24 protein-coding genes are annotated in these 24,663 nt (G+C 66.6%); 14 read left to right on the top strand and 10 right to left on the bottom strand.

All coding sequences use genetic code 11. The features are described 5' to 3' along the window. Positions 1-109: 109 nt before the first annotated feature. Positions 110-1,366, top strand: a complete 1,257-nt coding sequence (locus ACTFO6_RS07735; protein WP_439933877.1) for a PQQ-dependent sugar dehydrogenase — start codon at positions 110-112, stop codon at positions 1,364-1,366. 64 nt (positions 1,367-1,430) lie between these two features. Here the strand turns inward: ACTFO6_RS07735 and ACTFO6_RS07730 are convergent, their stop codons facing one another. From ACTFO6_RS07730 to ACTFO6_RS07720, 3 genes are read right to left on the bottom strand one after another with little or no spacing between them, the layout of a single operon-like run. Then, positions 1,431-2,171, bottom strand: a complete 741-nt coding sequence (locus tag ACTFO6_RS07730) for a hypothetical protein (RefSeq protein ID WP_439933876.1) — start codon at positions 2,169-2,171, stop codon at positions 1,431-1,433. A gap of 1 nt (position 2,172) precedes the next feature. Then, a complete protein-coding gene (locus tag ACTFO6_RS07725; RefSeq protein ID WP_439933875.1) occupies positions 2,173-3,054 on the bottom strand; it encodes a DUF6279 family lipoprotein in 882 nt (293 codons plus the stop codon). A gap of 23 nt (positions 3,055-3,077) precedes the next feature. Further along, on the bottom strand, positions 3,078-3,947 hold the full coding sequence (locus ACTFO6_RS07720; RefSeq protein WP_439933874.1) for an energy transducer TonB: 870 nt from the start codon (positions 3,945-3,947) through the stop codon (positions 3,078-3,080). Positions 3,948-4,156: 209 nt separating this feature from the next. Between ACTFO6_RS07720 and ACTFO6_RS07715 the strand changes: the two genes are divergently transcribed. The 3 genes from ACTFO6_RS07715 (at position 4,157) to ACTFO6_RS07705 (ending at position 6,529) form a co-directional block, all read left to right on the top strand. Continuing rightward, a complete protein-coding gene (locus tag ACTFO6_RS07715; protein ID WP_439933873.1) occupies positions 4,157-4,546 on the top strand; it encodes a SirB2 family protein in 390 nt (129 codons plus the stop codon). Positions 4,547-4,584: 38 nt separating this feature from the next. Beyond that, a complete protein-coding gene (locus tag ACTFO6_RS07710) occupies positions 4,585-5,766 on the top strand; it encodes a CaiB/BaiF CoA transferase family protein (RefSeq protein ID WP_439933872.1) in 1,182 nt (393 codons plus the stop codon). A 184-nt stretch (positions 5,767-5,950) separates the two neighbouring features. After that, complete coding sequence (locus ACTFO6_RS07705; protein ID WP_439933871.1) at positions 5,951-6,529, top strand: hemerythrin domain-containing protein; 579 nt, start codon at positions 5,951-5,953, stop codon at positions 6,527-6,529. Here the strand turns inward: ACTFO6_RS07705 and ACTFO6_RS07700 are convergent. The 3 genes from ACTFO6_RS07700 to ACTFO6_RS07690 form a co-directional block, all read right to left on the bottom strand. After that, entirely contained in the window at positions 6,516-7,691 is a 1,176-nt protein-coding gene (locus ACTFO6_RS07700) for a CaiB/BaiF CoA transferase family protein (RefSeq protein WP_439933958.1), read from the bottom strand. The two genes, ACTFO6_RS07705 and ACTFO6_RS07700, sit on opposite strands and share 14 nt — an antisense overlap. Positions 7,692-7,783: 92 nt before the next feature. Next, positions 7,784-8,902: a Rieske 2Fe-2S domain-containing protein gene (locus ACTFO6_RS07695; protein WP_439933870.1), complete on the bottom strand. Its 1,119-nt coding sequence runs from the start codon at positions 8,900-8,902 to the stop codon at positions 7,784-7,786. Between the two features lie 91 nt (positions 8,903-8,993). Then, positions 8,994-9,989 (bottom strand): PDR/VanB family oxidoreductase, encoded by a 996-nt coding sequence (locus tag ACTFO6_RS07690; RefSeq protein ID WP_439933869.1) that lies wholly within the window; start codon positions 9,987-9,989, stop codon positions 8,994-8,996. A gap of 300 nt (positions 9,990-10,289) precedes the next feature. On the opposite strand from ACTFO6_RS07690, the gene ACTFO6_RS07685 reads away from it, so the two are divergent. From ACTFO6_RS07685 to ACTFO6_RS07665, 5 genes are all read left to right on the top strand, one after another. Then, positions 10,290-10,901 carry a carboxymuconolactone decarboxylase family protein gene (locus ACTFO6_RS07685; protein WP_439933868.1) on the top strand — a complete coding sequence of 204 codons (612 nt, stop codon included), beginning with the start codon at positions 10,290-10,292 and terminating at the stop codon, positions 10,899-10,901. A gap of 17 nt (positions 10,902-10,918) precedes the next feature. Next, complete coding sequence (locus ACTFO6_RS07680; protein WP_439933867.1) at positions 10,919-11,914, top strand: LysR family transcriptional regulator; 996 nt, start codon at positions 10,919-10,921, stop codon at positions 11,912-11,914. 293 nt (positions 11,915-12,207) lie between these two features. Continuing rightward, the gene (locus ACTFO6_RS07675; RefSeq protein ID WP_439933866.1) at positions 12,208-12,753 is read left to right on the top strand and encodes a TRAP transporter small permease subunit; all 546 of its coding nucleotides are present in this window, start codon (positions 12,208-12,210) and stop codon (positions 12,751-12,753) included. A 34-nt stretch (positions 12,754-12,787) separates the two neighbouring features. Further along, complete coding sequence (locus ACTFO6_RS07670; RefSeq protein WP_439933865.1) at positions 12,788-14,170, top strand: TRAP transporter large permease; 1,383 nt, start codon at positions 12,788-12,790, stop codon at positions 14,168-14,170. 312 nt (positions 14,171-14,482) lie between these two features. Next, complete coding sequence (locus ACTFO6_RS07665) at positions 14,483-15,595, top strand: TRAP transporter substrate-binding protein (protein WP_439933864.1); 1,113 nt, start codon at positions 14,483-14,485, stop codon at positions 15,593-15,595. 52 nt (positions 15,596-15,647) lie between these two features. Here the strand turns inward: ACTFO6_RS07665 and ACTFO6_RS07660 are convergent, their stop codons facing one another. The 3 genes from ACTFO6_RS07660 to pqqA (ACTFO6_RS07650) all read right to left on the bottom strand — a co-directional run bounded on the left by ACTFO6_RS07660 (position 15,648) and on the right by pqqA (ACTFO6_RS07650) (position 17,469). Beyond that, the gene (locus ACTFO6_RS07660; RefSeq protein WP_439933863.1) at positions 15,648-16,232 is read right to left on the bottom strand and encodes a cytochrome b; all 585 of its coding nucleotides are present in this window, start codon (positions 16,230-16,232) and stop codon (positions 15,648-15,650) included. After that, a complete protein-coding gene (locus ACTFO6_RS07655) occupies positions 16,211-17,161 on the bottom strand; it encodes a beta-propeller fold lactonase family protein (protein ID WP_439933862.1) in 951 nt (316 codons plus the stop codon). Before ACTFO6_RS07655 ends, ACTFO6_RS07660 begins: the two co-directional genes overlap by 22 nt. A gap of 233 nt (positions 17,162-17,394) precedes the next feature. Further along, positions 17,395-17,469 (bottom strand): pyrroloquinoline quinone precursor peptide PqqA, encoded by a 75-nt coding sequence (gene pqqA, locus ACTFO6_RS07650; RefSeq protein ID WP_333842941.1) that lies wholly within the window; start codon positions 17,467-17,469, stop codon positions 17,395-17,397. A gap of 257 nt (positions 17,470-17,726) precedes the next feature. Between pqqA (ACTFO6_RS07650) and ACTFO6_RS07645 the strand changes: the two genes are divergently transcribed. The 5 genes from ACTFO6_RS07645 to pqqA (ACTFO6_RS07625) are packed head-to-tail and all read left to right on the top strand — an operon-like array spanning position 17,727 to position 22,150. Then, complete coding sequence (locus ACTFO6_RS07645) at positions 17,727-18,638, top strand: energy transducer TonB (RefSeq protein ID WP_439933861.1); 912 nt, start codon at positions 17,727-17,729, stop codon at positions 18,636-18,638. Beyond that, complete coding sequence (gene pip, locus ACTFO6_RS07640; protein WP_439933860.1) at positions 18,635-19,582, top strand: prolyl aminopeptidase; 948 nt, start codon at positions 18,635-18,637, stop codon at positions 19,580-19,582. Before ACTFO6_RS07645 ends, pip begins: the two co-directional genes overlap by 4 nt. Then, on the top strand, positions 19,573-21,315 hold the full coding sequence (locus ACTFO6_RS07635) for a PAS domain S-box protein (RefSeq protein ID WP_439933859.1): 1,743 nt from the start codon (positions 19,573-19,575) through the stop codon (positions 21,313-21,315). Before pip ends, ACTFO6_RS07635 begins: the two co-directional genes overlap by 10 nt. A gap of 10 nt (positions 21,316-21,325) precedes the next feature. After that, a complete protein-coding gene (locus ACTFO6_RS07630; RefSeq protein ID WP_439933858.1) occupies positions 21,326-21,970 on the top strand; it encodes a response regulator in 645 nt (214 codons plus the stop codon). Between the two features lie 3 nt (positions 21,971-21,973). Then, on the top strand, positions 21,974-22,150 hold the full coding sequence (gene pqqA, locus ACTFO6_RS07625) for a pyrroloquinoline quinone precursor peptide PqqA (protein WP_439933857.1): 177 nt from the start codon (positions 21,974-21,976) through the stop codon (positions 22,148-22,150). A gap of 60 nt (positions 22,151-22,210) precedes the next feature. Here the strand turns inward: pqqA (ACTFO6_RS07625) and ACTFO6_RS07620 are convergent, their stop codons facing one another. After that, positions 22,211-24,487 (bottom strand): TonB-dependent receptor, encoded by a 2,277-nt coding sequence (locus ACTFO6_RS07620; RefSeq protein ID WP_439933856.1) that lies wholly within the window; start codon positions 24,485-24,487, stop codon positions 22,211-22,213. Positions 24,488-24,663 lie beyond the last annotated feature (176 nt).

The following is a 24,663-nucleotide window of genomic DNA, read 5'->3' as shown; positions in this document are numbered from 1 at the left end:
CACTCCTGCGCTGGCCACGGAGTGTTTTCTGAAGGATAAACCGCCTTGCCGGGCCGGCAAGGTTTCCTAGAATGGAAGCGCGCGTCAAACCACCGAGGAGGAAGCCAAGATGGGCCAACAACACGTTTTACCCGCCGCCCTGGTTGCGGGCGTGCTGGCTTGCGCGGGTCCCGCGGCGGCGCAGGGCAACCTGGAGAGGCTCTCCAGCTTTCGCACCACCGGCACGCCCCTGGATATCCAGACCGTCCCCCAGACGGGTTCCAAGGCCGAGGCGATCAAGAGAAACCTGCAACGCATCAAGCTTCCGCCCGGCTTCAAGATCGAGCTCTACGCCCTGGTGCCCGACGCCCGCCACATGGCGGTGGGTCCCTCCACCGGCGTAGTGTTCGTCGGCACCCGCAAGACCCGGGTCTGGGCCGTGACCGACCGGGACAAAGACCGGGTGGCCGACGAGGTGAAGCCTTTCGCTCCTTCCCTGGAGATGCTAGTGCCGAACGGGGTGTGCTTTTCCCGGGACGGCTTTCTGTTCGTCGCCGAACATAACCGCGTGGTCGTGTTCCCGGCCGCCGAATTCTTCTACGAAGGGCCCGATGTCGCCGCCTTCAAGGTGGTAGGCCAGGGGGAGCTCATCCCGGTGGAAGAGGAGAGCTACAACCACGGCGCCCGAGTCTGCCGCATCGGCCCCGACAACAAGCTCTACGTGAGCCTGGGCCAGCCCTACAACGTGCCCCCGAAAGAGAAACTCGCCCTCTACGACCGGGTCGGCATCGGCGGCATCATCCGCATGGACCGGGACGGGAAGAACCGGGAAGTCTATGCCCGGGGCATCCGCAATTCGGTGGGCATGGACTTCAATCCCAAGGACAAGACCCTCTGGTTCACCGACAACCAGGTGGACGGGATGGGCGACAACATCCCGCCCGGGGAGCTCAACCGGGCCACCAAGCCGGGCCAGCACTTCGGCTTCCCCTGGTACGGGGGCGGCAAGGTGCGCACAGAAGAATACAGGGACTCCACGCCGCCGCCGGACGTGGTGTTCCCTCAGGTCGAGATGGACGCCCACGCGGCGGACCTGGGCATGGTTTTCTATACGGGCAAGATGTTCCCGGCGAAGTACCAGGGCGGCATCTTCTCGGCGCAGCACGGGTCGTGGAACCGCACCAAGCCCATCGGGGCCCGGGTCATGTTCACCTCCCTCAAGCCGGACGGGACTGCGGACAAGACCGAGGTGTTCGCCGAAGGCTGGCTCACCGAGCAGGACGAGTATATCGGTCGTCCGGTCGACGTGGCCCAGCTTCCCGACGGCTCGATTCTCGTGTCCGACGATTTCGCTGGCGCGATTTACCGCGTCTCCTACGCCCCGTGACCAGTCCATCGAGATCATCGTCAAACCGCCCCGGTGACGCCGTCCGGCGCAAAGCCCGGAGCCCTCAACGAGGAGACAGGATCCCGTAGAACTCCAGGGCGACGCAGATGATCGCCGCCACCGCTCCCAGGTGGGCCACCCAGGCGAGCTTCGCCGACTGCTTTCCGATAGACCAGGTGAGCCAGACGGCCCCGAGCAGGAGGGCAGCCCGGATCTCGCCGATGTAGGAACGCAACCCGATCAGCAGGGCGATGGCGGCCAGCAGCACCGTGACGAAGGCGAACACGGCTCGCTGCAGCTCGTTGTACGCCGGCAGGCCCGCCGCAGAAGCCAGCCAGCTTTCTATGCGTCCGGGATAGTGCTCGCCCAGCAGGGGATAGAGCTGGCGCACCAGCAGGTTCAGGTCCTTCCGCAGATGGGCGCTGCGCACCTGGACGTTCCTCGCCTGGACCAGGGGACGAAGGGGCGCCGGCAGGTGAGATTCCGGGGGCAAGGCGGTGCCGGCCGGGAGCACCACCACCACCGGCAACCCCCGCTGGATGGCCGCCGCCAGGAGGCCGCCCCCGTCGAAATGGTTCCGGAGGAAGCCGGCGGCGCCGCCGGACTCCTCCTCCATCACCGCCACCACCGCGCCGCACCGCCCCAGGATCTCCTGTGCCAGCCGCTCCCCGTGCGTCCCCTGGTGCAGGTCCAGGGTGCCCAGGACGACCCGCCCGGGAAACCATTGTCTCAGGTGCTCCCACACCCGGGCCGTCAGGGAGGCCGCACCGGCGGGCTGGACGCCGACCAGGAGCACCTTTTTCATTTCATCCCGAAGGCGAAGGAGGCGGGGCGCCGGCCTGGCTGCGCTGCCGGCCGCAGCTCATGCGCTCCAGTGCGCGGCCCAGGGCGCCGGTCCGCTGGAGCAAGGTCTCCCGCTGCTCGGCCGTCATCGTCTCCCCGACCTCCACCAGCAAGCGCCAGGTGCGGGCCCGGTTGGCCGCCAGGTCCTGGGCCCGGGTGGGCGGCTCCAGGAGCGCCGGGCGGGTGAGCAGCTCTTCCAATCGCCGCCGCAGCTCCTCCGGCCGATCGCGGTTTCTCAACGCCTGGGCGAGGGCTTCGCGCCAGCGCTGCCGGTAGGCCAGGGTTTCCCGCGCGGTGGGAACCAGGGCCCGGCTCCAGGCGTCCACTCGCTGCCCCTGGGCCTCGGTGAGGGGCCCCATCCAGCGCTCCAGGTGCTTCCTCATCCATTCGGCGTACTTGGCCTCCAGCTCGGGGCGGGAGAGTTCCACCCAGCTTGTGCGGAATTTCTCGTCCCGCTTCTCCAGGCTGGCGACCGCGGCGTCCACCTGCTCGGGGCTGGCGCTGGAAAGCAGCTCGGCGAGATGGGGCGCCGCCTGGGCGTAGAGCCGCTCCAGAGCCGCCTGGAACTCCCCGTAACGGGCCTCCAACCGCTCCACCGTGGCGCCCTGGGTCATGTCCTCGCCCACGTGGCGCACCCAGGCGGCATAGACGGGCAGCTCGTCGGCACAATGCCAGCGCTTGAGCTCCTTCACCCGGGTGCGCATCAGGGCGCTTTGCCGGTCGGTCAGCTCCACGTAGCCTTGCACGTACCAGGGCAGCAGCAGCTCCAGGTTGCTGTAGGCCAGGTCGATCCGGCTGCAGCCGGACAAGGCGAGCAAGACCACGGCCCCTAAGAGCGTGCGCATCGATCTTTTCTGGATCATTCGCGTCATTTCCTGGCGTCACGAAGTTGGAACCGGATCGGCACCTCCACCCAGGCCGCCACGACCTCTTCCCCCCGGCGGGCGGGAACGAAGGTCCAGCGCCGCACCGCCTCCAGGGCGGCCTGATCCAAGGATATAACGCCCGAGCTTCTCGCCAGGTGGACTTCCGCCGGGGCGCCGGACGGATCCACCTTCACCCGCAATACCACCCACCCTTCCTGTCCGAGCCGCCGCGCGGACAGGGGGTACTCGGGCGGCGGATTGCGCAGGTAATCCGCCGTGTAACTGGGCGGCGTGGTCTCCGGGGCCGCCCGGCGGGCGGAGCCCGGCGTTTTCTCCGGCGCGCCCCCTGGGGTCGTCTCCAGCGGGACCGGCCGCGAGACCTGCGGTTCAACCGCCGGGACCGTCCCGGGCGCAGGCGCGCTGGCACCGGAAGGAGGTGGCGGATCGGCCTGGGGAATTTGGGGCGGATCGGCCCGCAGGGCTTCGGGCGGCGCGTCGCGGGCCGGGGCCGAAGGGGCGGTTGCCGGCGGAGACAACCGAGGCGTCGGAGCCGCTTCAGCCCGGAGCCGTACCGGGGCGCGGGAGGAAACCGGGGGCGCCTTCGGCTCGATTTCCGGCTCCGGGCGGGGCTCATCGGTGCCATCCGCTTCCGGCACGGGCGCCACGGTTACCGTGAGGGGCGAGAGCACCGCGGGAAGCCGCACTTCGTCGTGGATCAGGGGCACCGGAAACAGCAAAGCCGCCGCGTGCAGCAGGGCAGAGCCCGCCAGGAACCAGGCGATGGGCGCGCGGTTCGGGCGAGCCTCTTCCTCCCGGGCCGCCGGCTCGTCCGGCGACCGGGGAAACTCGAGGATTTCGGCGGATCTTTCCACGGGCAGGGGCATAAGACGAAGGAAATCATACCCCGGTCCCCCCGCCAAGCCCGCCTGTTTCGCCGAGGGAGGCGGGAGGTTCGCCCGGTTGCCAGGGGCGGCGCTGGCCGACGATAATGCTTCGCCGGATGCTCCGCGGGAGTGCCGCTCAAACCATATCGAAATCGAACCCGGCATCCCGCCTTCCTGTTCCGTGATCCGAACCAGCGATGGCCTACACCTGGATTAAACATCTGCACGTGGCCTGCGTGGTGGCGAGCTACGGGCTGTTCTTCGTAAGGGGGCTGTGGATGATCGTCGACTCGCCGATGCTTAACCGGCGATGGGTCAGGATCGTCCCCCACGTGAATGACACCGTGCTCCTCGCCGCCGGCGTCACCCTCTCCATCATGATCGCCCAGTACCCGTTCGTCGCCGGCTGGGTGACCGCCAAAGTGGTGGCACTGATTCTCTATATCCTGCTCGGGATGTACGGACTGAAGCACGGCGAGACCAAGCGCGACCGGGTGATCGCTTGGATCGCGGCCCAGGTCGTGTTCCTCTACATCGTGGCGGTGGCGATCACCAAGAGCACCAATCCGGCCGCGGCGTGGCTGTAGTTCTGAACCAAAATGTTAAGGCGCGAAGAATCGACCCAGTGACTTCCCGCCCCAAACCCCTCGCCGGCGTGCGGGTGCTGGACTTGACCCGCCTTTTGCCTGGGCCCCTGTGCACCCTCTATCTGGCCGACCTAGGAGCCGACGTGGTCAAGGTGGAGGACCCGCAGCAGGGCGACTATGCGCGTAGCTTCAACGCCGCGCCGGGCGAAACCTCCTCCTTCTTCACGCTGCTCAACCGCAACAAGCGAGCCCTGCGGCTCGACCTGAAGCATCCCCGCGGGCGCGAGGCCTTCCTGCGCCTGGCGCGAGGGGCCGACGTGGTGGTGGAAAGCTTCCGTCCGGGGGTCATGGAGCGCCTCGGGGTAGGCTACCCGCAGCTCGCGGCGGCGAACCCGAAGCTCGTCTATTGCGCCATCACCGGCTTCGGCCAGGACGGACCGTACCGGGACCTGGCCGGCCACGACGTCAACTACCTGGGCTATGCCGGGGTGCTGGACCAGATCGGCCCCGCGGGAGGCGCTCCGGTGATCCCCAACCTGCAGATCGCCGACATGCTCGGCGGCGCCCTCATGGGGGCCACCGGGATCCTGGCGGCGCTCTTGGACGCGCGCACGAGCGGCCGCGGCCGGCTGGTGGACGCCTCCATGACCGACGCGGTGCTGGCCCACGCCGTCTTTCCCATGCTCGCCTTGCTCAGCCGGGGCCGCACCGTGCCCCGGGGCGAGGACACGATCAGCGGCGCGCTGCCCTGCTACAACGTGTACCCGACCGCCGACGGGCGCTACGTGGCGGTGGGGGCGCTGGAGCGCAAGTTCTGGGACCGGCTGTGCGAAGCGCTGGCGCGCCCCGACTTGAAGCCCAAGCAGATGCCGGATGATCCTGAGGAACGCGCCCGGGTCAAGGCCGAGCTGACTGCAATCTTCGCCTCCCGGCCCCTCGCCCACTGGGTCGAGCGCTTCCGCCACGCCGACTGCTGCGTGTCCCCCGTGCTCACCCTGGAGGAAGCCCTCGCCGATCCCCACTTCAATGCCCGCGGCATGATCGTACGCGACGTCGGCGGGCGGCCGGTCCAGTTCGCCTGCCCTTTGCACCTCACCGATTTCGCGTTTTCGGTCGAACGACCGGCACCGCAACCCGGCGAGCACAGCGAGGAGGTCCTGGCTGAGGCCGGCTTCACCGGGACGGAGATCGAGGGGTTGCGCGATGCCGGCGTCATCTAGCCCGCTTGGCCCATGAGCGCCGCCCTGTAGACGCCGCCGGAGGACATCAGGCCTTCGCCCCGGATGGGGTGGGGATCCATGGGGCGCGAGCGCCCGCCCCGGCCGGCAAGAAAGGTTGAGCTAGATCAAATCCTCCGCCGGCGCTGAGCGGTATAAGGAAACCGTTTTCCCGATGGAGGCTGGGATGGCCGAAATTCTGGACACGCTCAGAAAACAGCACGCGCACATGCGCACGATCCTGCAGGTGCTCGAGAACGCGGTCGAGGACTTCGGCCGGGGGGGCAGATTCGATCCCTACCTGGCCGACGCGGCCCTTCGCTACGTCGCCGAATTCCCGAAGACGGTCCATCGCCCGGTGGAGGCAGCTGTTTACAAGGCGCTGGGGCAGGCCAATGCGCCCGTCACCCCGTCGGCGGAGGCGATCGCAGCCGAGCACTCGGACCTGGAGGCGCGCGCCGAGCGTCTGCGCACGGTCCTGTTCTGGAGCGGGCAGCATCCTCAGCTTCCGCGCGAACTGGCCGCCTCCATGGCCCGCGCGCTGATCGACGACCTGCGCCGGCACATGAGCGAGGAGGAGAACACGCTCTTCCCGGCGGCGGAAAGGACTTTCGACGACGCCGCCTGGGCCCGAGTGAAGGCGGCGACGGAAGCGACAGGCGCCACGTCGGAATCGCGAACCCGGCCGCTGCGCGAGCTTCTGGGGCAGATCGCCGCCCTGACACCCCCACCGCCGAAGCGCGGCAAAGACGTCAAACCCGCTTAACGACCTCTTCGAGCCAGTCGCGGCAGACCTCGTCGCTGTGTTCGCCTAGCAACGGCGGCGGCCGGGAGATCTCGAAAGCGTAGTCGGAAAGAAAGACGGGGTAGGCCGTCGTCCGGGTGCGGACCCCGTTCGGCAAAGTAAGCGGCTGCACCAGGTCCATGGCTTCGATATGGGGATCGGACAGGATCTGGGCGTAGTCGTTGATGGGGGCGCAGGGCACGCCGCGCCGGTCCATCTCCTCGAGCCATTCGGCCGCCGTGCGGCAGGCGAACAGGGGCTGCAGGATCGAGACCAGCGCCGCCTGGTTCCGCGCCCGCAGCTCCTGGCTCTTGAAGCGGGGATCGTGGGCGAGATCGGGCTTGCCGACCGCCTCGCATACCTCCCACCACAGCTTGTCGTTGCCGGCGGCGATGACGAAGTAGTCGTCCTTGGCGCGGAACGCCTGGTAGGGTGCATTGCGGGGGTGGGCCGAGCCCAGGCGGCGGGGGGGTTTGCCGGTGCCGAAGTATTCGCTAGTCTGCAGGGCAGCCACACCGATTAGGCTTCCCACCATGGAGCAGTCGATGAAGGCGCCTCTGCCCGTTTCCCTGCGGCGCACCAGGGCGGCCAGGATGGTATAGGCGGCGTAGAGCCCGGCGCAGAAATCGCCGATGGGTACCCCGCACTTGACCGGCGGCCCTCCTTCCTCCCCGGTCACGCTCATCACTCCGCTCACCGCCTGGATGGTGACGTCGAAGGCGCCCTTTTCCGCGTAGGGCCCCCTCTGGCCGTAGCCCGAGATGGAGCAATAGACCAGGCCTGGGTTGTCCGCCTTGAGCGTTTCGTAACCGAGGCCAAGACGGACCAGCACGCCTGGGCGGAAATTCTCGATCACCACGTCCGCTCGGGCCGCCAGCCGGCGCAGGCGGGCGACGTCCGTTTCGCTTTTCAGGTCGGCGGCGAGGCTGCGTTTGTTGCGGTTCAAGGAGGCGAAATTCTCGCTGAACGCGATCCCTTCCGCCCCGGCGGACAGGGGCGGCCACGCCCGCATGCCGTCGCCGCCGTCGGGACGCTCCACCTTCACCACGTCGGCGCCTAGGTCGGCGAGCAGGGACCCAGCGAAGGGGCCGGCTGCGATCTGACCGAACTCCAGGACTTTCAACCCCGCCAACGGTTTGTGAATCGACACGAGCCCTCCCACGCTTTTTCGTCAAGGCGTGCCCCGCCGCCCGCCCTCCGCCTCCTCGGGAGCGGACCCGCTCGGGCGATCACATTCTATCCTCGCTTCGTCAGCGCCGGCGCGCCCATCGAAGAGGCCGCTGCCTTGCCTTTCACCGCCAGGATCTCCTCGTGTTGCATCTGGGCCAGCACCTGGCGGGCCCGACGCAGCGCCTTGTCGGACTTCAGGAACAGCTCCGAATATCCGTCGTCGGGATAGTCGAACATCTGCTGCTGCTTCTCGAGGGCCCAGCGATCCTGGGCGACCACGTCCGGGAACATCTCGGCGATGCGCCGGGCCGCCGACCTGGCGGGATCGCCGCGGGACATATGGTCGGCGCGGCAATTCACGCACCAGCGCCACACGTGATTGCGGTCGTCCACTGGCGTATGGGTGTGCAACAGCACGTATCCCCGGTCCATGCCGGTGCCCAGCTTTCCCGGAGGCGCCACCCGCAACTCCACCCGCGTCAGGCCCGGGCTCAGCATGCAGTGGGTGTGCTCCCGGTCGACCACCTCGTAATGGAACCAGTCGACGAAATAGGGCGGCTGGACGTAGTTGCTGGCACGGCGGATCGTCTTCACGAAACGGTAGCCTCCGATCTCCCCCTCCACCAACTCGATCGGCAAGAGACTGTTGGCGTAGTCGCCGATGTTGCCGTCGTGCAGCGGATAGAAATGGGTGATGTCGAGCAGGTTCTCGATCAGCAACAAGTAGTTCGCCGGAACGTGCATCGGTCCGGAATCGATCGATTCCCAGGCCGGGTCGGCGACTTCCGGGGTGCGCGGCGGCTGGAACAGGGCGGCGCGTTCCGGGTTGCCGGTCCAGACCCACACCAGGCCATCCTGCTCGATCACCGGAAAGGGACGGAGCCTGGCCTGGGGCGGTATATGCCCGTCGGGATGGGACGGGATCTTCACGCACCTGCCCTGTTCGTCATAGCAGAGCCCGTGATAGGCGCATTCGAGCAGACCGTTTTCCAGCAGGCGCCCCTCGGACAGGGGAAATCGCTTGTGGCAGCAACGATTGTCGAAAGCGACCACTTTGCCCGTCCTGGTCCGCCAGATGACCAGCGGCTGGCCCGCGATCTTGTGCCCCGTCAGCGTCTCCGGCTTGAATTCGTGGGACAGCCCGGCGACGTACCAACAATCCTTGACGTACTGATACGATTCCATGAGTTTCAACTCCTCTTGCGAAGTCAGCCACTCCGATTTCAACCGGGTACATCAACGGCCGCCGGGCGCCCTCCCCCGTGCCACGCCGGCGCTACAGATCCAGCACCAGCACGGGGGTCTTAGATCGGGAGCAGCACACGAGCACGAACTCCTTGCGATCGGCCTCGTCCAGGACGAAGTCGCGATGATCCGGCTCCCCGTCGACGTAGCGCGTCAGGCAGGTTCCGCAAACCCCGTTTTCGCAGGAAGTTTCGATGAAGACGTCGTTCTCCCGCAGAACGCCGACAATGGTCTTGTCGGCGGGCACCTCCAGCTCCCGGCCGCTGCGAAGCAGCCTGATCCGGAACGGGCGGTTCTCGGATCCCGGGGCCGAAGCGTCCGCGGGAGGCGAAAAGTACTCGAAGTGCAGGGCCTCCCGCGGCCAGTGAGCGGAAGCCGTTTTGACCGCTTCCATGAAACCCGGGGGGCCGCAGTAATACAGGTGGGTGCCGGGCTCGCATTCGCGCAGCAACGTGCCCAGGTCGAGCCCGCGGGCGGGGTCTCCGCCGTCATGGTGGACCTTCACCTTGCCGGCCGCGACCAGCGGCCCGAGGCGGTCGAGGAACGCCGTCTTTTCTCGAGAGCGCGTGCAATAATAAAGGCGGTAATCCTCGCCCCGGGCCTCGAGCTCCGCGATCATGGCCATCATCGGGGTGACGCCGATGCCGCCGGCGATGAGCAAATGGCGCCGGGCCCCTTCGGTCAGGGGAAAATGGTTGCGCGGTCCAGCAATCGTCAGGAGGTCCCCGATTCGGACGTCCTCGTGCAGGGCCCGTGAACCGCCGCGCCCGTCGTTTTCCCGCTGCACGGCGATGACGTAGCGGTGCCGCTCCTTGGGATCGTTGCACAGGGAGTATTGGCGCACGCACCCCGGTTTGACATGGACGTCAATGTGGGCGCCGGCGGTGAAGGCCGGCAACGTCTCACCCTGGGGATCCCTCAGCTCGAAACTCGCGATGCCCTCCGCCTCCAGCATGATGGCCCGCACCTGCACCTGGCGTTGGGCGGTGGCGTTCCTCGTCCCGGCATCTTCACGGGCTTGTGTCATACCCTCTACCTCGCCGAGAGAGCGAAAAGCCGCCGCTACCTGCCCCATCCGTCCTTCCTCGTAAGGGAATCGAAAATCCGACACGGAGCCGCCTTCTTGGCAGAAGGCGGATGCACGAACTATAAGTGAGGGTCGATTATTGATAAAAGCGATATTTCTTGATATTTTCCATTCATTAATCTTGAACTCAGGCCCTGCCTGACGGCTCCGCCCGCCGTCTCCCCTGGAAACGAGCCGGTGTGCCCGGCCCCTCGGAGGGCAGGACATCTTCAAACCGCTGGATGGACCGGGAGAAGACCCATGGCCCGCGTTCGAGACGTCCCGATCGAAGAGGTGCCCGACGACCTTAAACCCCTTTACCGGTTGTTCACGGCCGAATACGGAAGCTTCGGCAACCAGGTCAGAATCATCGCCCATTCCCCGCCGGCCCTGCGTCACCTCTGCGGGCTGCTGGTGGAATGGCGCGGGAGCGGCAGCCTGCCGCGTCGGCTCGTGGAGATCGCGGTGGTCACGGTGAGCCGCATCAATCGCTGCCCCTATTGCATCGCCCACCACGGGTCCGTCCTGGTGGATCTGGGCATCCGCCCCGAAGCGGTGGAACGGATCCTGGAGCCTTCTCCCCCGGGTTTCGACGAGATCGACGTCCTGGTGCGGGACTACGCCAGGCTGGTCGTCGAACGGGCCTGGGGTATCCGGGACGACGTCTTCGCGAGATTGAGGCGGGCCTTTACCGAGCGGCAGATCGTCGAGCTGACCCTCAGGATCTCGATCTGCAACTTGTTCAACCAGTTCAACAACGCCCTGCAAATCGAGATCGAGGAGGAGGCCCTGGCCGATGCCCTGTCCCGGGGACTGCGCGGCGCCATGGAGGAGCGGGATCCGCCGCCCTCGAGCCCGCCGGGTTCCGACTGAGCTCATGAGGTCGACGGATGAATATCAAACAGCTTGAAACCTTCTACTGGATCGAACGGCTCGGCAGCTTCAGCGCCGCCGCCGAGCGCGTCTTCGCCACCCAATCCACCGTTTCCATGCGCATCCAGGAGCTGGAGCAATCCCTGGGGGTGAAGCTGTTCGACCGGTCCCACCGCACCGCGCGCCTGACGCCGAAGGGCAAGGAGCTGGTGCCCTACGTGGAACAGCTCATCGAGCTGACGGCCGAAATGCAGCGGCGCATCACCCCACCCGAGGCGATGAGCGGCCTGATCCGGGTCGGCGTGGTGGAGATCATCGCCTCCACCTGGCTTCCCCGCTTCATCCGCACCCTCCAGGAGACCTACCCCAACGTCATGCTGGAGCTGGAGGTCGCCCTGTCCTTCGAGCTGACGGAAAAGCTGCGCAACGGCTCCCTCGACGTGGTATTCGCCCTGGGACGCCCGCCCGGCACCCATTACGTCACCGAGTCGCTCGGCTCCGTACAACTGGAATGGATGGCGAGCCCGGGACTGGGAATTCCCGACGACACCGTCGCCCCGAGGGAGCTGCAGCCCTGGCCCTTCATCACCCTGAACCGGCAGTCCTACCACCACGCCCGGATCCAGTCCTGGATGAAGGAAAACAAGGTGCGTTGCCGGAGGATCATCGTGTGCAACTCCATGACGGTGGCCGCCACCCTCGTGACGGCGGGCATCGGCGTGAGCCTCTTGCCGCCGCGCTGCTACCGCCGCGAGATCGAAGCGGGGTCGCTGCGAATCGTTCACACCACGGGCGGCATGCCGCCAGTGGAGTTTTTCGCCATGTATCCCATGGACGAGTTCCAGCCTCTGGCGCAGCTCGTCACGGAACTTGCCGCACGGGTCAGCGATTTCGACCGGGCAGGCCGGGAATCCGGCCGCAACACCACTCCGGCCCGGGTCCCGTCGCCCCCTTCATCCCTGAGCAAGAAACGCCTCAAGAAGACCCCGTCCCTCGGCAGTCGAGCCGCATAAAAATTCCCCGCTTTGCGTCGGAGGGCACGGCTTCTATCAAAAAATGCGATAGAAACTTATCCGAAAAAAGCACTTGTGTTGATAATCATCCTTCTTTGCAGGATGATTTCGCAGCAATCCCGCAGCCGATAAAAACCGGGGGCATGGGCTTCCATCCTGCGGCAATACCGCCTGTCGTGCCTGCTCTGGTGCACGAGCAGCCAGGAGCTCGCAGCCTGCGCCCCTGACGAAGAGGCGAGCGACGCTCGAACAGCGCGGACTTTCACGTCACAGCCTTTGGAGGAGCCATCAAGGTGGTGAAGATCAGACGGGTCCTCTCGTGGATAGAGGGCTTCAACGATTTCCTGGGGCGCAGCATTTCCTGGCTCATGCTGGGGGTCGTGGGCGTCTGCTTCACGGTGGCGATTCTTCGCTACGTCTTCAGCCTCGGCTGGATATGGCTGCAGGAGTCCTACGTCTGGCTCAACGCCATCGTCTTCATGGTAGGGATGGGCTACACCCTGCTCTACGACAGCCACGTGCGGGTGGACATCTTCTATCGCTCGGCCAACCTGCGCTACAAGGCCTGGGTCGATCTCTTGGGAACCTTGTTCTTCCTGTTTCCCTTTCTCGGAGCCGTATGGTGGGCCTGTTACCCGTACGTCGCCGTCTCCTGGGAGCGGCTGGAAACCTCCCGCGAGGCGGGCGGCCTGCCGGCCCTCTACCTGCTCAAAAGTTTCTTGCTCGTCTTTGTCGTCGTTCTGCTGATCCAGGGGATCGCGGTCGTCATCCGCAGCATCATGGTGCTCAAAGGCGCCCATGAGTACGGGAAGCAGTTCGATGAAAACAAGATCGTCTAGCCTCTTTAACCCGACTCACTGACGAGGTTTGCCGATGGGCGGCGGAGAGATCCTGGCCATTCTTCTGCTGGTGTCTATTTGCGGCGTGCTGCTCCTCGGCTATCCCGTCGCCTTCACCCTGGCCGGCGTCGGCGTCCTGTTCGCTGCACTGGGCATCGGGTTCGAGGTCTTCAACTGGCGCCTCTTTTCGGCGCTCTCCTCGCGTTATTTCGGCGTCATGACCAACGAAACCCTGGTCGCGGTGCCTCTCTTCGTCTTCATGGGCGTCATGCTGGAGCGGTCCAAGATAGCCGAGGACCTGCTGGTCACCCTGGGCCAGCTCTTCGGGCGGCTGCGCGGCGGGCTGGGAATCTCCGTGACCCTGGTCGGCGCGGTGCTCGCCGCCTCGACCGGAATCGTCGGCGCCACGGTGATCGCCATGGGCCTGCTCAGCTTGCCCACCATGCTGCGGGCCGGCTACGACCATCGGCTCGCCTGCGGGACCATCTGCGCCTCCGGCACCCTGGGGCAGATCATCCCGCCGTCCATCGCCCTGGTGCTGCTCGGCGACGTGCTGGCCGGCACCTACTCGGAGTCCCAGCTCGCCCGGGGCATCGTGGCGGTCAAGCCGTTTTCGGTGATCGACCTTTTCGCCGGGGCCTTCATCCCCGGGCTGGTGCTCGTGGCCCTTTATCTGGCTTACCTGACCGTCGTCGCCTTTCTTCGGCCGCAAAAGTGCCCGCCCCTCTACGACGAGACGGTCACGCGGCGGGCGCTGGCCTACAAGGTGGCCACCGCGCTCATCCCGCCGGCCTTCCTGGTGGTCGCGGTCCTCGGCTCGATCCTCGGGGGACTGGCGACGCCCAGCGAAGCGGCGTCCTTCGGCGCCGTCGGCGCCACCCTGCTCGCCTTGCTCCAGCGCCAGTTGTCCCTGTCCGTCCTGCGGGAAGTGGTCCGGGTCACCACCCGCATCACCTGCATGGTGTTCGGAATCCTCCTCGGCGCCTCGGTGTTTTCCCTCACCTTCCGGGGGCTCGGCGGCGACCACATGGTGACCGAATTCTTCACCAACCTGCCGGGCGGCTTCTTCACCGCCATGCTGCTCATCATGATCGTGGTGTTCCTCCTCGGGTTCATCATCGACTTCATCGAGATCGTCTTCATCGTCGTTCCCATCGTCGCCCCGGCGCTTCTCATGATGGACGTGAGCCCGATCTGGCTAGGGGTGATGTTCGCGATGAATCTGCAAACGAGCTTCCTCACGCCCCCCTTCGGCTGGGCGCTGTTCTACCTGCGCGGAGTGGCCCCCGCCCAGGTGCGCACCGTAGACATCTATCGCGGGGTCGTTCCCTTCGTCGTCCTGCAGCTCGTGGGGCTGGGAATACTCGCCTGGTTCCCCGCCCTCGCCACCTGGCTGCCCGGCGTGATCTTCGATTGATCTCCTGGCCGGGATTTCCCGCCCATACCACCGGCACGGGCGATTCCGCCGGAGCCCCGGGTCTTTGTCCGGCGGACGCCGAAAAATGATCGTGTTTTTCAATTCGAGCCCATCGGAAAATATCGTTTGAGGTGATATTTCCTCTCGCCGATACTAGGATTCGATCTCGATTCGGCGGCTCTCCCCGCGGCCGATGATCTCGCGAAGCGGCCGCAATAAGTCCATGCAAACAACCCGGAGCGCTGAGAGACGGAGGGCCCCTTGCGTCGGGCGCAAGGGCGAAGAGGCCAACCTTGCAGGAGGAGTGGAAACATGAAGGACGTCAAACGCCGGAAGTTTTTGAAAAGCGTGGCCGTGGCGAGCGCGGCGGCGGCCACCGCGGGTTTCTCGGCGCCCGCCATCTCCCAGAACCGGATCAAGTGGACCATGGTGACCACCTGGCCGCGCAACCTTCCCGGCCTGGGAACCGGCGCTCAGTACTTCGCCGACATGGTCACCAAGACCTCCGGCGGAAAGTTCACCATCGAGCTCTATCCGGCCGGCGAAATCGTGCCGGCGCTGGAGGCGATCGACGCGGTGGGCAGGGGCACGGTGGAAGCCGGCCACGGCTGTCCTTACTACTGGAAAGGCAAGGCACTGGCCGCCCAGTTTCTGAGCAACTTCCCCTTCGGCCTCACGGCCCAGGAATACAATGCCTGGTACTACTTCGGCGGCGGCAAGGAGCTCGCGGACAAGGTCTACCGGGAGCAGCTCGGCTGTAAGTTCGTGCTGTGCGGCAACACCGGCGTGCAGGCCCCCGGCTGGTCGCGCAAGGAGATCAAGTCGCTAGCCGACTTCAAGGGCCTGAAAATGCGCATGCCCGGCATCGCCGCCGAAGCCATGCAGCGCCTCGGCGCCACCGTGGTCAACGTGCTGGGCAGCGAGGTGACGGCGGCGCTGGCTTCGGGGGCGGTCGATTGGGTCGAATGGAACAACCCCTATGGCGAGGCCTCCCTCGCCTTCTACCGCTACGCCAAGTACTACTACACCCCCGGGTGGCACGAGTCCGGCACGTCCCTGGAGCTGTTCGTCAACAGCAAGGCCTGGGACGCCCTCTCCGCCGAGAACAAGCTGCTGGTGGAGCAGTGCGCCTACGCCACCAACGTGCGCATGCTGAGCGAGTTCGTCTGGTACAGCGGCCCTCAGCTCGAAGAGTACGTGACCAAGCACGGCGTCCAGGTGAAGGTAATCGACGACGAGTCCCTGGTGGCCATCGGCAACGCGGTGGGCGAGGTGATCGGGGACATCATCGCCAAGGACAAGAACAGCCGTGAGGTGTACGCCAGCCTGATGAAGGCCCGGCAGCTCCAGATGCCTTACAGCAAGAACACCGAGGGAGAGTTCCTCCGGGCCCGCTCGCTGCCGTACAAATTCCCGAAGGCGTGAGGCGGCATATTCGGGTCGATTCCCCCCGGCTGCGCCGGGGGGAATACCGCTCTCACGGCAGCATCCGGTTGAACACCCCGTCCCGGCGCAGGAGGTGCTGGGTCGCCGCGGCCACGTGCAGCACGATCAGGACGATGAACGCGTAGGACGTGGTCACGTGGAGGGTGGTGAACACCTGGTTCACCAGCTCGTGCTCCCAGCCCAGCTTGGGGAACGGCAGCCCGAAGAACTTCATCGGGTACTTGGTGAAGGAGGAAGAGAGATAGCCGGAGAGGGGCATCAGCACCATGCACAGGTAGAGCAGGCGGTGATTGATGGCCGCCGCGCGGGCCTTCCACGCCGGCAGGAACGCCGGCAGGGCCGGGGCCGGGTGGGTCAGGCGCCAGGCGATGCGCACCGCGATGAGCATGGCGATGGTCAAGCCCATGGATTTGTGGAGCGCGAAGAACCAGGAGCGCTCCGGCGAGCCCTTGGGCAGGTCCACCATGTACCACCCGAGGGCGAACTGGCCGAAGATCAGGGCGGCGATCCCCCAGTGCAGCAGGATCGCGATCCAGTGATAGCGCTCGCCGCCGCGCTCGAGGACTCCGGGGGATGCCCGCGGCGCGCCCGCCGCTATCTGATTACCACGCCCCATGGCCGCTCTCCCACCGGGATCTCCCGCAAAACCTTGTCAGTACCCGTGTCGATCACCGACACCGAGTTGGAGCGCCCGTTGGCCACGTAGAGCTTGCTTCCGTCGGGCGTAATGGCCATGTTCCAGGGGCGCTTGCCCACCGGCACCGTGGCGACGATGCGGTTTTCGGCGGTGTCGATCACCGATAAGGTGGCGTCCCTGCCATTGGACACGTACACCTTCTTCCCGTCCGGGCGCACGGCGACGCCATTGGAGTAGTTGCCCGCCTTGATCACGGCCAGCACCTTGTGGCTCGCCACGTCGATGGCGTAAACCTCGTTCGCCAGCTCGCAGGCCACGTAGGCCCGGCCGCCGTTGGGGAGAAAGCCGATGCCCCGCGGCCGGCGCCCCACCGGGATGGCGGTCACCTGCTCGCGTTTCGCCACGTCGATCACGTCCACCTGCTCGGCTTCCTCGGCGCTCACGTACAACCACTTCCCGTCCGGGCTGAACACCGCGTGCTCCGGGTTTTTGCCCTGGACCTTGACGCTGAAGCGCTTCTGGTTGGTGGCGGTATCGACGAAGGCGACGCTGTTCGACAACTCCACCGCCGCCACCACCCACTGGCCGTCGGGCGAGACACTCACCCCCTCCGGCGACTCGCCCAGGGCGACCTGGCCCACGGCGGCGCGCTTCTCCAGGTCCACGATGACCAGCGCGTTGTTGGGCTGATCGCTCACGTAAAGGTATTTGCCGTCCTTGCTGATCGCCAGGCCCCGCGGCTTCTTCCCGGCCCGGATCTCGGCGATCACCTTGTCCTCTACCGTGTCGATCACCGAAATGGTGCCGCTCTCTTCGTTCGGCACGTAGGCGAGCGGCACGGCCCAGCTCCAGAGCGGTAGGAGAAACAGCAGCAAAGGGAACCGGCCGATAGGGAAACGACGCTTCATCCTTTCTCCTTTCTTTACGTAGATTATTTCCAGCCCGCGGTCCGCCCGGGTGGAATGGAGCGAAGGGCTCCTGGCAAAGGCTTTTCTTCTGCCTTAGGACGCCGTCTTTCGAACGAGTTCCGACGCGATCGGGCGGCCGGGTCCCCCTGCCGCCCGATCGAATGTTACGGCATGCACGTTCCCTGCGCGCGGGCTATGGACGTCATGCCCGCCCGCGGAGAGCGGGAAACGCTTCAGCGATTGGCGATGTACATCGTGACTTCGAAGCCGAAGCGCATGTCGCTGAACTGGGGTTTGGTCCAAGCCATCGTGGAAACCTCCTTCAATGTTGGAATGGAAACAACCCGGACGGCGTCCGGGAGGAACGCCCCGGGACTTGCCCCCAAGGCTTCCCGGACTTAATCTTCGGCGCAGCCTCGGGCCTGCGGCAGTCGGGAAATCGTGACCCGGGGCTCATGATTTTCATGATCTTTCACCGCTTTATTTACCGGGGTCAGGCGTTGCACTAGGCTAGCTTGGATTATTTCACGATTGCCCAGGGCGGCCTCTTTTGGAGGACGCCTTCGTGAGACTGGCCGGGCTGACCCCCAACCCGATGACACTGCACAGCGTGGCCTCGTTCCAGGGGCGACTTCGTGAAATGGCCGGGCGAGACGCAGCCGAACAACGCCCCGAGGACGTCTTGCTGCCCGAGGATCTCTCCGGTCCGTCCGATTCGAACTCGAACCGGCGACTCCTCTTGGCGCTGATGCTGTCGCTGGCGGCCCATGGCCTGACCGTTTACCTGGTGCCCGCCCCCTCCCCGACCCCGCCCAAGCCGGTGGAGGTGCTGGAAGTTCAACTGGTCTCCGTCGCGCCGGTGCAGATCGAGGAGGCGTCGCCCCCGCCGCCCCGACCGCTGGCGGCCGAGAAACCCAAACCGGACTCCGTTCCTCAGGCCCGGCCGGTGGAGCGGAGGAAGCCCACGCCGCAGAAGCCCGTCGCCCAGGCCAAGCCTGCGAGCCCGCTGGCGGAAGAACCCGTGCAGGCCTCTCCCGTGGAACCCCCCGCCCCGCCGGCCGAGTCGCCGGGTCCCGTGGCGGCCCTGCCCCCCGCGGCCGAGCCAGCGGCCCCGGCACCGGTCTTGAGCCCCGCTCCCCTGCCGCCGGCGGAATCCCAGGCCGCCTTGCTGCGGGACAGGGAAACCCTTCAGGGGTACGAGCGCAGCCTGAGCGCCGCGGCGGCGGAGCACAGGCAGTACCCGCGCATCGCCCGGGTCCGGGGCTGGCAGGGAACCGCCCAGATCCTGGTGCGCATCGGCCCCAACGGCCAAGTCCAGGAAGTGAAGGTGGCGGAATCCAGCGGCCACGAGGTGCTGGACCGCCAGGCCCTGGACATGGTGCGCAAGGCCCTCTCCCGCCAGCCCCCGCCTTCGAGCCTGCGTGGGTGGTACGAGGTCACCGTCCCCATCCACTTCCGCCTGGAGGAACGGGGATGACGGGGCTTTACCCCTATGCCGAACCCCACGCCCGAGGCTGGCTCCCCCGGGGCCTCCATCGCCTCTATTACGAGGAAAGCGGCAACCCCAGGGGCCGCCTGGTCATCGTGCTGCACGGCGGCCCGGGAAGCGGCTCGAACCCCACGAGCCGGGGCTTCTTCGATCCCGCCTTCTACCGGGTGGTGCTCTTCGACCAGCGGGGCTGCGGCCAGAGCACCCCTCTTGGCGCTGTCCAGGAGAACTCGCTCCCTTTTCTCCTGGAGGACATGGAAGCGTTGCGGGCCCACCTGGGCGTGGAACGCTGGCTGGTGTGCGGCGGCTCCTGGGGGGCGACCCTCGCCCTAGCCTATGCCCGGGCTCATCCTTCCGCCTGCGCGGGGCTCTTGCTGCGGGGCGTCTTCCTGGGCACCGAAGAAGAAGTCCACTGGTACCTCCAGGGGCTCGCCCGTTTCCTGCCCGACGCATGGGAGGCCTTCTCCCGCGCCGTGCCCGGGGAAGAAAGCCTCCTGGAGCGCTACCATCGGGCCCTGCACGGAACGAACCGGAACCTGGCCCTCGCGGCAGCGCGGGCTTGGGAGGCTTACGAGCAGCGAGCCATGGGCCTCGTGGACCCGGTCTCCAGCGAGCCCCCTCCTCCTGAGAAACTCCTCGCCAAGGCCAGGATCCAGACCCACTACCTGGTCCATGGTTGTTTTCTGGACCCGGGCGGGCTGCTCCGCGGGGTCCCGAACATCCGTCACATCCCCTGCACCCTGGTGCAGGGCCGGCTGGACCTGATCTGTCCGCCCGTCGCGGCCTTCCGGCTCAAGGCAGCGTGGCCCGAGGCCCGGCTCATCCTGGTGGAAGGCGGAGGGCACTCCGCCGGCTCTCCCGCCATAGGCCAGGCCATGCTCGCGGCAGGGGAAGCGTTCAAGGCGCGGCTTGAGTCTGCCTCATGCGCTTGAGAACCCGCATCAACCTGCTGTGCACGACCCTCATGGTGCTGTTCCTGGTGGCGAGCGGCGCCATGATGCTGGACAACATGCGCAAGTCCATCGGCGAGGAGGTTCGGGCCGCCACCCGGGTCACCGTGCAACTGCTCACCACCGTCATCTACACCAGCCGGTTCGTGCCCCACTCCGAGTCCCAGCTCCAGGTGATGCTCAACTTCCTCAACTCCCTGGGCCGGGTGCGTTCCAACGAGATCCGCTGCTACAACAGCCTGGGCGACCTGGTCTATGTCTCGCCTCCTTCCACCTACAAGGCGGGACGCTACGCGCCCCAGTGGTTCAGCCGCCTGGTGAGCCCGAAGGAGTCCCTGGTTTTCCTGCGTTTCCAGGGGGGCTTCCTGGAGGTGATCCCGGATCCTTCCCGCGCCACCCTGGACGCCTGGGACGACCTGAAAAGCCTGGCCTGGATCGCCGCCGCCTTCTTCGTGCTGGTGAACGTGCTGGTGTTCTGGCTGGTGGAGCGGGCGTTGAAGCCCGTGAAGACCATCCTGGAGGGCCTTTCGCGGATGGAACAGGGCCGTCTGGACGCGCGGCTCCCCGATTTCGCCCTGCCCGAGATGTCCGCCATCAGCCACACCTTCAACCGCATGGCCCAGGCTCTGGAGAGCAGCATGGCGGAGAACCAGCGCCTGGCGCTTGCCGTGCAGCAGTCAGGGGACGCCACCATGATCCTGGACCCCCAGGGAAAGATCACCTTCTGGAATCCCGCCGCCGAGCGGCTCTTCGGCTACGCCGCCGGGGAGATCCTGGGGCGGCCCGCCCGCGTCCTCATGCCCGGCGAGGGCGAGGCAGCCGAGGCGCTGGCCGCGCTGCTGCGGGGCGGGCGCATCGACAACGCGGAGACCCGGTGGCTCACCCGGGACGCTCGGGTGCTGGATTTGACCCTCTCCGCCGCGCCCCTCACGGACCCCGCTAACGGCCAGGTGCTCGGCGAGATCGTGAGCCTGCGGGACATCACCGAGAAAAAGCGGGCCGAGGCGATCGCCCGGGAGCTGGAACAAAATCGCCGGCTCACCCAGCTCATCCAGCGCCACGTGGAAGAGGAGCGCCGCAGCCTCGCCCGGGAATTGCACGACGAGCTGGGCCAGTGCGCCACCGCGATCAAGACCATCGGCATGACCATCGCCCAGCGCACCGCCCAGAGCGACCTCCAGGCCCACGAGCAGGCGAAGACCATCGTCTCCATCGCCGGGCACCTCTACGACCTGGTGCATCGCATGATCCGCAACCTCAGGCCTTCGGCTCTGGACCACCTGGGGCTGCCCGAGGCGCTCCAGGATTCGATGGAGACCTGGCGAGCCGCCCACCCCGAGGTGTATTTCTCCCTCAAGCTCGAAGGCAAGCTGGAGGACCTGGGGGAGGAGGTCAACATCACGGTCTACCGCATCGTCCAGGAGTGCCTGACCAACGTGGTCAAGCACGCGGGCGCTTCCCGCGCCGAGGTGCAGGTGGTGCGCGGGATCGACCCGGAAAGCGGGGAGGAAGCGGTGCAGGTCACGGTCCAGGACGACGGCCGGGGCATGGGCAATGGCGGCGCCTCCGTCCGGGTCGGCTACGGGCTCCTGGGCATGCGGGAGCGGGTGCAGGCCCTCAAAGGCCGCTTCTCGGTGGAGGGCCATCCCGGCGCAGGCGTGCGGGTGCGGGCGGTGATTCCACTGCCCGTCCAGGCGGCGGTGGCGGCGGGTTAAACTGTTTTTTATGATCGCTTCCCCGCTCAAGGTCATGCTGGTGGACGACCACGCGGTGGTCCGCATGGGTTTCCGCCTGCTGCTGGAGAGCACGCCCGACATCCGGGTGGTGGCGGAAGCCGACACCGGCGAGCAGGCGCTCAAGCGCTATCCGGAGGCCCGGCCGGACGTGGTGGTGATGGACCTTTCCATGCCGGGCATGGGGGGGATGGAGGCGGTGAGGCGCCTGCTCGCCAAGGACAAGGACGCCCGCATCCTGGTGCTCTCGGCCCACGACGACACCCTGCACCCGAAGCGGGTCCTGGAAGCGGGGGCCCTGGGCTATCTCTCCAAGCGCAGCGCGCCCGAGGAGCTGATCCAGGCGGTGCGGCAGGTGGCCGCCGGCAAGGTCTATCTGGAGCCGGCCCTGGCCCAGCAACTGGCGATCCAGCAGGTGACCGGAACCCGCAACCCGGTGGAAGTCTTGAGCCCGCGGGAATTCGAGCTGTTCCTGCTCCTCGCCCAGGGCAAGACCGTGGCCGAGATCGCCGAAATGCTGTACCTGAGCCCCCGCACGGTGGGCACCCACCTGTACAACATCAAGCAGAAGCTGAACGCCTCCAACGCCGCGGAACTCACCCTGATCGCCCTGCGGGCGGGGTTGCTGGAGCCTTAGCTCATGAAAATCCTTAGGCCCGATCCAGGCTTTTCCCAATACAAGATCTGGAGTCTCGATCTTATATTGGAAGCTGAAATTTCTGGCGCAGGACAAGGAGGATTCGCCATGTGGACCAAGCCCCAATTCACCGAAATGCGGTTCGGCTTCGAAGTCACCCTGTACATCGCCAACCGCTGATTTTCTCCGCTCTCTCGTCTTTCGGGGGCTGCCGCGAGGCAGCCCCTTTTCGTTCCCGGTTCAGTCGTCCCCTCCCCCCGCCCCGCCTCCCAGGGCGTAACGCAGCCCGACCCAGGCCGCCCGGGGGGCGCCGGGGGAGCGGAACTGCTCGGGGGCGGCGCTCCCCGGATCGAAGGTGTTGCCGGGGCCGCGGAAAAAGTTCTCCCCCAGCACGCCGAAGTTCTCGTAGCGCTCGTTCAGCAGATTGTTCAGCTTGAAAAAGAGCTCCCAGCGGCGGAACAGGCGATAACGAGCATCCAGGTTGAGGACCGCGTAGCCCGGCACCGGGCCGTGGACGTCCTGGTTGTTCTCGTCCCCCCGGGCGAACTGGCTGCTCGCCGCCTGGAGGCTCGCGCCCAGGGACAACGCTTCGCTCACCGAATACTCGGCCCGCAGCTTGAGGACGTGGCGGGGAATGCCCGGGATGCGGTCGCCGGGCCGCACCTGGATGTCGTTCGGCCCCTGGATGGGCTGGGCCGAGGAATTGTTGGGGCTGTTCAGCAGGAAGGGGGTGCGGAAAGTGGCGTCGATGAAGCTGTAGCTCCCCAGAAGCCGCAACCGGCCCCAATCCGCCTGCAGGGTAAGCTCCAGCCCCTGGCGGCGGGTGGTCCCCACGTTCTGGAAGAACCCGGCGTTGATGGCCCCGCCGCTGCTCACGAACTGGATGTCGTCCTGGAGGTGGGTCCGGTAGAGGCTCAAGCTGTAGCCCAGGCGGCCGGCGACGCGGCCCCGCAGGCCTGTCTCCCAGGTCCGGGAAACCACCTCCTTCAAGGGCGGATCGGCCAGGAAAGCGTTGGGCAGCCGGCACGGGGCCAGAGGGTCGGCGCAGGTGAGCTCCACCGGGGTGGGAGCCCGCATGCCTTCGTTGTAGGCGAGGAACAGGGTGTGGCTCGGGACCAGGTTGTAGGCCACCCCCGCCGCCGGATTGAAGCGGGAAAAGGTGTGGTCCCCGTTCAAGGCGGGCTCCAGTCCCGTCTTGTCCCGGATCCTGAGCCGGGCCCGGTTGTAGCGCCCCGAGACGGTGAGGTGCAGGCGTTCGGTCAGGGACAAGGTATCGGTGAAGTAGAGCCCCGCGTAGCGGTTCACCGCGTTCACGTCGGTTTCCAGCTCGAAATCCCCGGTGGCCACCGTGCCCCGGTCGGGGGTGAACGCCGCCTCCTGCTCGAACTGGCTGAAGTCGGTCTCCCCCCGGTCCAGGCTCGCGCCGAGGGTGAACTGGTTCGCCCGCTCGAGGAGACGGCCGAGCAGGGTCCACTGCACCGAGCCGCCATAGCCCCGTTGATCGGTGACGCTCAGGTCGTTGAACGCCGGGTTGGGGCTGGTCACGGGGTCGAACTCATCGTTGACGTTGCTGCTGAAGTTGTCGCTGTAGAGCCTGCGGTAATAGACGTTGGCGGCGAGGATCTTGTCTTCGCCGAACACCCGGCTGCCCTTGAGACTAAAAAAATTGAGCCGGTTGCGGGTGCGGTCGGGCCAGGTGTAGGCCTGCTCCGGCCGGCCCAGCATCGACAAGGGCAGCGCCTGAACCCCCTCCAGGGTGTTGTCGGCGTGGGTGAAGCTCGCGTCCAGGTCCATGACGTCGTCCTCGAAGCCGAGCTTGCCGAAGAGCTGCCGCACCTTCGAGGGGGAGTGCTCCCGCCAGCCGTCCTCATCGAAGAGATTGCCGGTGACGAACCAATCCACCCGGTCCCGGAAGCCTCCGTATTCGAACTCCACTGCTCGCCGGTCCCAGGAGCCCGCCAGGGCCTGGGCGGCGAAGCCCGGGTACTGGAAGCCGGACTTGGTGTGCACCGCCAGGGCGCCACCCAGGGTGTTCAGGCCGAACAGGGGGTTGGAGCCGGGAATCAGGTTGATGCTGGAGATGGCCGAGCGGGGAATCAGATCCCAGTTCACCGTGTCGCCGAAGGCCTCGTTCACCCTCACCCCGTCCACGAACACCGAGAGGCCCTGGGGCGTGCCCAGAAGCGGCGAGGCGGAAAAGCCCCGGAAGCTCAAGTCCGGCTGGAAGGGGTTCGCCTGGGCGGCGTTCACCGTGACGCCGGCCAGGTTCCTCTCCATGAAGTCGGAAAGGTCCAGGGCCTGCTGCCGCCGGATTTGCTCCCCAGTGGCGGCCTGGACCGCCGCCGGCACCTGTTCCAGGGGAGCCCCCACGCTGGGCAGGGGTGTCGTACCCACCACTTCCACCGTGGGCGCTTCCAGGGTGGCAGCCGGATTCTCGGCCCAGGCGGCTGCGGCGAACCAGGGCAGCAAGGCGGCGATCCGCCATGCCTTCGGCGGACGAGGGATAAACGCGGACACCCGATTTCTCCTCCCCGAGGATTTCTTGGAACGTTTTTCCTGCCGGAGGCAGGAATCATGCCACGCCCCTTCCCCATGGGGAAACCCGAAGCGCCCTGCCGCGGGGTTTCCCTGGACCGATCCAGTGTCCCAATCCTGAAACAGGGTGTAGCGGGAGCCCCAAAAAAAGCGGGCGC

This window comes from Pelomicrobium sp. G1 (genome assembly GCF_051905455.1).
Taxonomy (GTDB): Bacteria; Pseudomonadota; Gammaproteobacteria; order Burkholderiales; family UBA6910; genus Pelomicrobium.
The sequence above is the reverse complement of the archived record's forward strand: the minus strand, read 5'-3'. Positions and strand labels throughout refer to the sequence as shown.

What these genes read in the sequence shown, in the direction of transcription:
- ACTFO6_RS07690 (WP_439933869.1), bottom strand. Translation starts at nt 9,989, where the DNA reads ATGACACAAGCCCGTGAAGATGCCGGGACGAGGAACGCCACCGCCCAA.
- ACTFO6_RS07735 (WP_439933877.1), top strand. Translation starts at nt 110, where the DNA reads ATGGGCCAACAACACGTTTTACCCGCCGCCCTGGTTGCGGGCGTGCTG.
- ACTFO6_RS07665 (WP_439933864.1), top strand. Translation starts at nt 14,483, where the DNA reads ATGAAGGACGTCAAACGCCGGAAGTTTTTGAAAAGCGTGGCCGTGGCG.
- ACTFO6_RS07730 (WP_439933876.1), bottom strand. Translation starts at nt 2,171, where the DNA reads ATGAAAAAGGTGCTCCTGGTCGGCGTCCAGCCCGCCGGTGCGGCCTCC.
- ACTFO6_RS07725 (WP_439933875.1), bottom strand. Translation starts at nt 3,054, where the DNA reads ATGCGCACGCTCTTAGGGGCCGTGGTCTTGCTCGCCTTGTCCGGCTGC.
- pip (WP_439933860.1), top strand. Translation starts at nt 18,635, where the DNA reads ATGACGGGGCTTTACCCCTATGCCGAACCCCACGCCCGAGGCTGGCTC.
- ACTFO6_RS07670 (WP_439933865.1), top strand. Translation starts at nt 12,788, where the DNA reads ATGGGCGGCGGAGAGATCCTGGCCATTCTTCTGCTGGTGTCTATTTGC.
- ACTFO6_RS07685 (WP_439933868.1), top strand. Translation starts at nt 10,290, where the DNA reads ATGGCCCGCGTTCGAGACGTCCCGATCGAAGAGGTGCCCGACGACCTT.
- ACTFO6_RS07705 (WP_439933871.1), top strand. Translation starts at nt 5,951, where the DNA reads ATGGCCGAAATTCTGGACACGCTCAGAAAACAGCACGCGCACATGCGC.
- pqqA (WP_439933857.1), top strand. Translation starts at nt 21,974, where the DNA reads ATGAAAATCCTTAGGCCCGATCCAGGCTTTTCCCAATACAAGATCTGG.
- ACTFO6_RS07655 (WP_439933862.1), bottom strand. Translation starts at nt 17,161, where the DNA reads ATGAAGCGTCGTTTCCCTATCGGCCGGTTCCCTTTGCTGCTGTTTCTC.
- ACTFO6_RS07635 (WP_439933859.1), top strand. Translation starts at nt 19,573, where the DNA reads ATGCGCTTGAGAACCCGCATCAACCTGCTGTGCACGACCCTCATGGTG.
- ACTFO6_RS07630 (WP_439933858.1), top strand. Translation starts at nt 21,326, where the DNA reads ATGATCGCTTCCCCGCTCAAGGTCATGCTGGTGGACGACCACGCGGTG.
- ACTFO6_RS07660 (WP_439933863.1), bottom strand. Translation starts at nt 16,232, where the DNA reads ATGGGGCGTGGTAATCAGATAGCGGCGGGCGCGCCGCGGGCATCCCCC.
- ACTFO6_RS07715 (WP_439933873.1), top strand. Translation starts at nt 4,157, where the DNA reads ATGGCCTACACCTGGATTAAACATCTGCACGTGGCCTGCGTGGTGGCG.
- ACTFO6_RS07695 (WP_439933870.1), bottom strand. Translation starts at nt 8,902, where the DNA reads ATGGAATCGTATCAGTACGTCAAGGATTGTTGGTACGTCGCCGGGCTG.
- ACTFO6_RS07680 (WP_439933867.1), top strand. Translation starts at nt 10,919, where the DNA reads ATGAATATCAAACAGCTTGAAACCTTCTACTGGATCGAACGGCTCGGC.